The 6,454-nt window shown below is 64.1% G+C and carries 6 protein-coding genes and 3 pseudogenes; 3 read left to right on the forward strand and 6 right to left on the reverse strand.

Annotated features, from left to right (window positions below):
- Positions 1-338: 338 nt before the first annotated feature.
- Genes ACGFU7_RS47290 through ACGFU7_RS47300 form a run of 3 tightly spaced genes read right to left on the reverse strand, consistent with a single transcriptional unit; the run spans position 339 to position 2,755 of the window.
- A complete protein-coding gene (locus ACGFU7_RS47290; RefSeq protein WP_393704927.1) occupies positions 339-1,433 on the reverse strand; it encodes an SRPBCC family protein in 1,095 nt (364 codons plus the stop codon).
- Between the two features lie 6 nt (positions 1,434-1,439).
- On the reverse strand, positions 1,440-2,309 hold the full coding sequence (locus ACGFU7_RS47295) for a histone protein (RefSeq protein ID WP_393704928.1): 870 nt from the start codon (positions 2,307-2,309) through the stop codon (positions 1,440-1,442).
- Positions 2,288-2,755 carry a gas vesicle protein GvpG gene (locus tag ACGFU7_RS47300; RefSeq protein ID WP_393704930.1) on the reverse strand — a complete coding sequence of 156 codons (468 nt, stop codon included), beginning with the start codon at positions 2,753-2,755 and terminating at the stop codon, positions 2,288-2,290. Before ACGFU7_RS47300 ends, ACGFU7_RS47295 begins: the two co-directional genes overlap by 22 nt.
- 314 nt (positions 2,756-3,069) lie before the next feature.
- Between ACGFU7_RS47300 and ACGFU7_RS47305 the strand changes: the two are divergent.
- A pseudogene (locus ACGFU7_RS47305) lies at positions 3,070-3,335 on the forward strand (IS30 family transposase); the annotation flags it as partial.
- 178 nt (positions 3,336-3,513) lie between these two features.
- Positions 3,514-3,656, forward strand: a pseudogene (locus tag ACGFU7_RS47310) (IS30 family transposase); the annotation flags it as partial.
- Between the two features lie 92 nt (positions 3,657-3,748).
- Here the strand turns inward: ACGFU7_RS47310 and ACGFU7_RS47315 are convergent.
- Positions 3,749-4,195, reverse strand: coding sequence for an SRPBCC family protein (locus ACGFU7_RS47315; protein WP_393704931.1), 447 nt, complete (start codon positions 4,193-4,195; stop codon positions 3,749-3,751).
- A 159-nt stretch (positions 4,196-4,354) separates the two neighbouring features.
- The gene (locus tag ACGFU7_RS47320) at positions 4,355-4,510 is read right to left on the reverse strand and encodes a DUF6131 family protein (protein ID WP_266749788.1); all 156 of its coding nucleotides are present in this window, start codon (positions 4,508-4,510) and stop codon (positions 4,355-4,357) included.
- A 319-nt stretch (positions 4,511-4,829) separates the two neighbouring features.
- Between ACGFU7_RS47320 and ACGFU7_RS47325 the strand changes: the two genes are divergently transcribed.
- On the forward strand, positions 4,830-4,892 hold the full coding sequence (locus ACGFU7_RS47325) for a hypothetical protein (RefSeq protein ID WP_393704933.1): 63 nt from the start codon (positions 4,830-4,832) through the stop codon (positions 4,890-4,892).
- A gap of 644 nt (positions 4,893-5,536) precedes the next feature.
- On the opposite strand, the pseudogene ACGFU7_RS47330 reads toward ACGFU7_RS47325, so the two are convergent.
- Positions 5,537-6,315, reverse strand: a pseudogene (locus tag ACGFU7_RS47330) (IS5 family transposase); the annotation flags it as partial.
- Positions 6,316-6,454: the final 139 nt, after the last annotated feature.

The following is a 6,454-nucleotide window of genomic DNA, read 5'->3' on the forward strand; positions in this document are numbered from 1 at the left end:
GGTACGTCGAGCATGGAAGGATACGGAACCAACAGGGCCCCTCGGTCGCTGGTGTGATGAGTGAGATCACCACGCAAACGACCAGGGGCCCTGCCCTGTCACGCCCCTGCCCACCAGGCCATTTCACCCTCCCGGCACAGGATGAAAAAGGTTCAGTGTCGTCAGTCGATACGTCCGTCTGTTCCGGCAGTCCGCAGTCCCGCCCCCGCCGCACCAGCCGGTGCCCAAGCCACGCAAAGTCCTGCGGTGGATCACGACCCATCCGGACAGACTGCGGCCCGACAAGATTGGTGGTCCGCGGCCCCGAAACGGGGTAGGCCCCCCACCTGAAATCGACGTCAGTCACGGCGTCGCCTCTGTCCTCTTTGCTTCCTGGACGGGGTTACGTCCTCTTCCTCTCCTTCTTCCCCTTCGTCTTCCTCGTATTCGCCTTCATCTTCATCTTCGTCCTCGGGTTCGTCCTCGGGTTCGTAGTCCTCGTCCTCGTAGTCCTCGTCCTCGGCCTCGTCCTCGGGTTCGTCCTCGTCCTCGTAGTCCTCGTCCTCGGGTTCGTCTTCGTCCTCGTAGTCCTCGTCCTCGGCCCCCTCGCCTTGTGCGTCCTCCTGCTCGGCGGCCTCTTCTTCCATGGCGTCTTCGTGGGACACGACGACTTCACCGTCCCGGATTTCACCGCGCCAGCCCTCGGGCTCCTCCTGTGCGAGGGAGACGTATCGCTGAAAGTGCTTGAAGTCGAGTCGCATTCGGCGCCCTTGGGCGCGCCACAGGTTGCCCGTCTTCTCGAAGAACCCGGACGGGTAGTACTCCGCGACCAGGACGATTCGAGTCAGGCTGGGTGCCAGCTCATGGAAGCTGACCGCACCACGGGTAGTTCCTTTGGCTCCCTCGGATGTCCAAACGATGCGGTCGTCGGGAATCTGTTCCTGGACGGTTGCTTTGAAGCTGCGCGAGGAAGGGCCGACTTTGACCTTCCAGTCACTGGACATCTCATCGCTCTTCGAGACGTCGCGAACGCCCTTCGCAAAGCTGCTGAACTGGTCGTACTGCGTCCAGTGGTCGTACGCGACACGCAGGGGCACTCCCACATCGAGAACCTCGATGATGTTCATGACCTTGCCGCCACTCGACTTTCGCTTCCCCTTTCCGCCGCCGAACGCTTCCTTGACCTTCCCCACGACTTTGTCCTTGACGCCCTTGGCTTTCTCCCCGACGAATGCCTTCAGCGGGGAGTCGCCCTGGAGAATACGGGAGCCGATCGCGGGAAGCGATCCACTCTCGGCCACATCAGTGAGCTGCCCAGTGACATCGGTCAGTTTGTCGCCCGCCTTCTCGGCGAGCCTCTCCACCTGTGCACTGAGGAAGTTGGACGCCTCTTCGCGAAGCCGGTCCGCACCCGACTTTTGTGCCGTGGGCTGGTCTGTTTCCGTCCTGGTCATGATTGGCTACCTCCGACGATCGGCGCGCTTGGACGCTGCTCGCTTCGACGACGTCGTCTTCCGGGCGGCGGACTTCTTGGCCGGAGCAGTTTTCTTCGCGGCCGTCTTCTTCGGCGGAGTCGTCTTCCGGGCGGCGGACTTCTTGGCCGGAGCAGTTTTCTTCGCGGCCGTCTTCTTCGGCGGAGTCGTCTTCCGGGCGGCGGACTTCTTGGCCGGAGCAGTTTTCTTTGCAGCCGTCTTCTTCGGCGGGGCCGTCTTCCGGGCGGCGGACTTCTTGGCCGTCCGAGGCTTCTCTCCGTGGGCGGGAGCGGCCTTCTTGCGTGCCGCGCCGCCTCTGGGCTGGGCTGATTGGCGAGAACTGCGGCGCCGCTTCGGCTGCGTCTCTTCCGGCTCTTCCTCTTCCTCTTCCTCCTCCTCGTATTCGTCTTCCGGCTGTTCCTCCTCCTCAGCCTGGCCCTCTTCGTACTCGGCCTCCGGCTCTTCCTCTTCCGGTTCCTCCTCTTCCTCGTACTCCGCGCCTTCCTCTTCCGGCTCGTACTCCTCTTCCTCCCCCTCATCCTGCTTCTCACCGAGCCGGGCCGTACGGTCACTGATGGCGTCGGCCAGCGAACTCATGCCCCGGTCGGCGGCGGCAGTCAGTGCCTTACGGCCCGCGTCGAAGACTTCCCCTTTCAGCTGCTCCTGCAGCTCGGCGAACTGGGGAATCTCTCCGAGTCTGCGCATCCCTTCGGAGGCAAGCTGTCGGGGTTCAAGGCCGAATCGTCTCCCTGCCAGATACGTCGCAATGGTCAGCGCCAGCCGGCCCTTCTTCGTCCGGCCCAGCACATAGCCGCCCACTACTGCGGCCGCGAGGGTCACCTTGGCTGTGTCATCCATGAGTGCGTCACCTTCGATCGTTCGGTGCGGGGCCGACCTGTGCAGCATGCAGCCGGTCGAGCAGCCTTTCCTCTTCCCGGTTCGAACTCCTCCGTGCTGATATCTCCGTCGTCAAGTTCCCGGTTCAGTGCAGTCAGCTGGGCACGGAGCACTCCTGGGTCGTGCAGCTCGCGCTCGGCATCGTCGTTGGGCTTCTCCGCCACCGAGATCACACCGTGGACCGGTGCGATGCAGAGCGTGAGCAGTCCCATCTCAGACTCCGGCGGCCTGAACGTGAGCGCCTGCAGCGGCGACGAAGTTGCAACAGGGCAGCGGGCCCGCAAAACGCAACTCAACGTGCGCGGTTCGCGCTTCCGAATCGCTCCGCTGCGCTTCGGGAGTCGTCGCTTTCGCCGCGCGGCTGTCGTCGAGGACTTCCCGCCGCGCGGCCGACGTTCTTCTGCCATGCATTCAAGTCTGATCGGTATCGGGCGCCTCGCACCTTGAGGAACTATCGGGCGCACCAGCCGGGGTGGGCGGCTGCTGTGGTGATCGATGTTTTAGCGGTGTGGCGGACGACGGTGTACGAGCCCATCCTTTTCATGGCTGCGGGGTCCAGGTGCCGGTCGTACGGTCACGGTGCCGGCCAGGTGCACGGAGGGCTGTTCCACGGCTGTGGTCGCGGCGTGCGCGAGTTTACGGCGGGCAAGGGCGAGACGCTCCGTGTAACTGCGGCGCGCGATGTTGCAGCCCGGGGCACCACTCTCGCCGCCACCTGGCGGTCGAGCGCTCCATCCGCTATCTGATGCTCGTACATCTGCCGCGCGGCCACAGTGCCCTGGCCACCCGCAACGCTCACGCCGCGACTGTCCAATCCCTTCCGCCGCACCTGTGGCGTTGCCTGACCTGAGACCAGGGCCTGGAGATGGCGGCTCACCAGTCGTTCACCAAGGAGACGGATATTTCGGTCTACTTCTGCAACCCGGCGAGCCCTGGCAGCTAGGCTCGAACAAGAACACCAATGGCCTGCTGCGACAGTACTTCCCGACTTGTATTGGGGATAGCGGTGTCGTGATCGGGTTGGCCGCCCGTAGCGTGCCGTAGGACGCCGGGCAGGCTGACTCGAGTACTTCCTGCCGCCCGCACGGGCTGGCTCTCTTTGGGTGTGCCGACCTGTCCGGTGTCCGTTCGCGGCTTGACTCAACAGAGGCATGAGCATCGGCCACCCAAGGGCATTGACCTCTGTCCCACATCCCTGAGCAACTGGAGGTGGTGGCCGCCGAACTCAACAGCCGACCACGAAAGACGCTCGGCTGGGAACCAACCCCGGCCGAGCGTCTCGCTGAGCTACTGGACCCAGTCAGCTGACCAGCAGTGTTGCGACGACCCCTCGAATCTGCCAGCCATTGGGGCATCGGTGGGAAGACAGACGGTTGGGGCTGGGGCTCTCGTCCTGTCGCTCACCCCGTGTCCTGGGGCATTCCTTCGACGACTTCCGCAAGTCGCCGCAGCATGCCGCGGTGCCGGATCTGCGCAAAGGCGTCGAGAACTGTGTTGTGGAGACTCCCTCCCAGTCCGCGCAGCGGATGCTCGTCGAGAATGACCAGGGTCTGGTCGCCCCACGGCCGGATGTCGAAGGCGATCCGTGCCGTTCCCAACGGCCCTCCGTGTGCTTCGAGTTCCAGCGCGTGCGGCGCGTCGAGGCGACGGACCGTCGTGCGTCCGTGGAACTCCTTCGGCCCTACACGCGCCGTGTATTTGATCGACGACCCGACTTCCGGCCAACGCCCCTTGCCTGGGGCGGAGTCGGAGGTCCCCACCACCCAGTCCGCGTAACGGCTCTCGTCCTCCAGAACCGCCCAAAGTACGGACGGTTCCCGGGCGATGAGCTGATGACGTACAGCCATGTGTGCTCCCATCCAGGACGCTGAATTCCCGACCCTGGTAGCGATCTGCGGGCTGGCACCAATATCTACATCGAGCACGCGGCACGTGAGCACATCGAGACCACAGCCGCCGCTGGACACCACATTGACCGCGTGCAGGGGGAGCCGGAACAAGCAGCCCTACCAGTAATGCCGTCGACCGCCCACCGCATGCCCGACGGCACCCAGGATCCAAAGAACGATGCCGATCGCGACGAGCACGATACCGATGGTCCACAGGATCGATATGCTGGCCACCAGGCCGATGACCAGCAGAATGACGCCGAGGATGATCATGGCGTCCTCCGTTCTCCCAGGTCTTTTCAGTATGCGCTTCACACATACACACGGCGATGCAGACCGTGCGAGGCGATCGTCCACCAGACCGGGGAGAGGCCCCCGAGAGGGCAGACACACCTTGCGCTTCCGCCTGGCCGTCATCATCGCCAGTGCGCTCGGCACTATCGGCGCCGTGACGCAACCCATCTGATCTGCTTCCGACAACCATCCTGAAAAGCGCGGTCCAAATAGGGTATGGCCCAGTCTGCACGAGGCTCTATGGCGGCATTTCCCGCAACGGGACCCGTTCCAGACGGTACTGACCGACGTCGGCCCAATGGAGATCACCGTGCCCAGGGACCGTGAAGGCGCGTTCGAGCCGAAGATCGTACGCCAGTGACAGAAGCCTCTGCCGGGCGGTCAAGGCCTGCGGTCACTTCCCCAACGAAGGCCGCACTGAAGCGCGTCCACATGGAGATCACGTTCCTGGATCTCACCGGCCAGGGCCAAGCCCGCTGGACCATGCGTTGGAGGACCGCACTAAGACATGGTTTCTTTTGGTGGTAGCGCGGGGGAATAGCTGCCAGGATGCCTCGCATGGACCTACCTGCCGACACTGTGCTTGTCTTCGACCAGAGCGAAGACCTTTGTGTCTTCGCGTCCTTCGTGCACGCAGAGGACTGGCTGGAGGCCATCGATGTGTCAGAGGGCGAGTACCCGGCGGCTTACACACTCGATGGCAGCGTGGTGGCCGTGACCGCTCCGGATGGCTGGAAAGGCCCTGTACTCCTAGCGAGTACTGGCCGGGTTAACAGAGCAGATTTGGACGACAGGGTAGCCCGCTACTGGAGAGTCCATCAGGTCGGCCAGTCGCCCCTTGACCCTGTGCAGACAGTTGACTTTTTGATCGACAGGGACAGTCGCCCGCGCAAGGGATGGTCGGAGCGGTTCACCGGCCTTGTGAGGCGAGCTGTCCCGACTGGGGACAAGCCAGGAACACCGGCTATTGATCGCTCTTCCGCGCCAGGCGACGGTGGCAAATGAGGCTGTGGCGATGCCGACGAAGGCCAGGAAGTGTTCGGGTTTTCGTTCGTAGCGGCGGTGTAGGCGGCGGCAGCCGGCGAGCCAGGAGACTGTCCTTTCGACGACCCAACGGTGGCGGCCCAGTCGCTGTGACGACTCGACGCCCTTGCGGGCGATGCGGTGGGCGATGCCCCGGCTGCGGAGCCATCGGCGCAGGTGGTCGTAGTCGTATCCCTTATCGCCGTGAAGCTTGCCCGGCCGTCGGCGGCGCGGTCCGCGGCGTGAACGGATGGGCGGGATACCTCGCACGAGGGGTTTCAGTCCCTGGCTGTCGTGCATATTCGCGCCGGAGATCCCCAGAGACAGCGGCAGCCCGTTCCGGTCCGTGATCAGGTGGATTTTCGATCCCAATTTGCCTCGGTCGGTCGGATTCGGTCCCGTCAGTGTCCCCCTTTTGCGGCCCGGAGGCTGACGGAATCGATCGCGCACCGTGACCAGTCCAGCTCGCCACGGGCGCCGAGTTCGTCGAGGACGACACGGTGGAGCCGGGCCCAGACCCGGTCCCGGCTCCACTGGGCGAAACGCCGGTACACCGTCTGCCAGCACGGACCGAACACAGGAGGCAGCTGCCTCCACGTGCAACCTAACGTCGCCACGAAAACGATCGCGGCCAGGGCCTCACGGTCACCCGCCCGACGCCGGCCCCCACCCTGCGGACGCTTCACCTCCGTCGGCGGCACCACCCGCCGAAACAGCACCCACAACTCGTCCGGCACCAGCCGCTCAACCAGATCCGTCATACACCGCTCAACGACCGACAACCGCCATAAGAAACGACGTCTAATACTGCAACGGTGTTTGTGCTGATGGGTGGCCAGTTCTATGGGCTGTGTCCGCGTCGTTTGTAGTGACTGATGCGGGCTTGGTGTTGTCGTCGGC

Source organism: Streptomyces sp. NPDC048473 (genome assembly GCF_043200155.1).
GTDB lineage: Bacteria > Actinomycetota > Actinomycetes > Streptomycetales > Streptomycetaceae > Streptomyces.

Excerpts from the sequence above, each read along its gene's own strand:
- ACGFU7_RS47290 (WP_393704927.1), bottom strand. The coding sequence starts at position 1,433 with ATGACCAGGACGGAAACAGACCAGCCCACGGCACAAAAGTCGGGTGCG.
- ACGFU7_RS47295 (WP_393704928.1), bottom strand. The coding sequence starts at position 2,309 with ATGGATGACACAGCCAAGGTGACCCTCGCGGCCGCAGTAGTGGGCGGC.
- ACGFU7_RS47300 (WP_393704930.1), bottom strand. The coding sequence starts at position 2,755 with ATGGCAGAAGAACGTCGGCCGCGCGGCGGGAAGTCCTCGACGACAGCC.
- ACGFU7_RS47315 (WP_393704931.1), bottom strand. The coding sequence starts at position 4,195 with ATGGCTGTACGTCATCAGCTCATCGCCCGGGAACCGTCCGTACTTTGG.
- ACGFU7_RS47320 (WP_266749788.1), bottom strand. The coding sequence starts at position 4,510 with ATGATCATCCTCGGCGTCATTCTGCTGGTCATCGGCCTGGTGGCCAGC.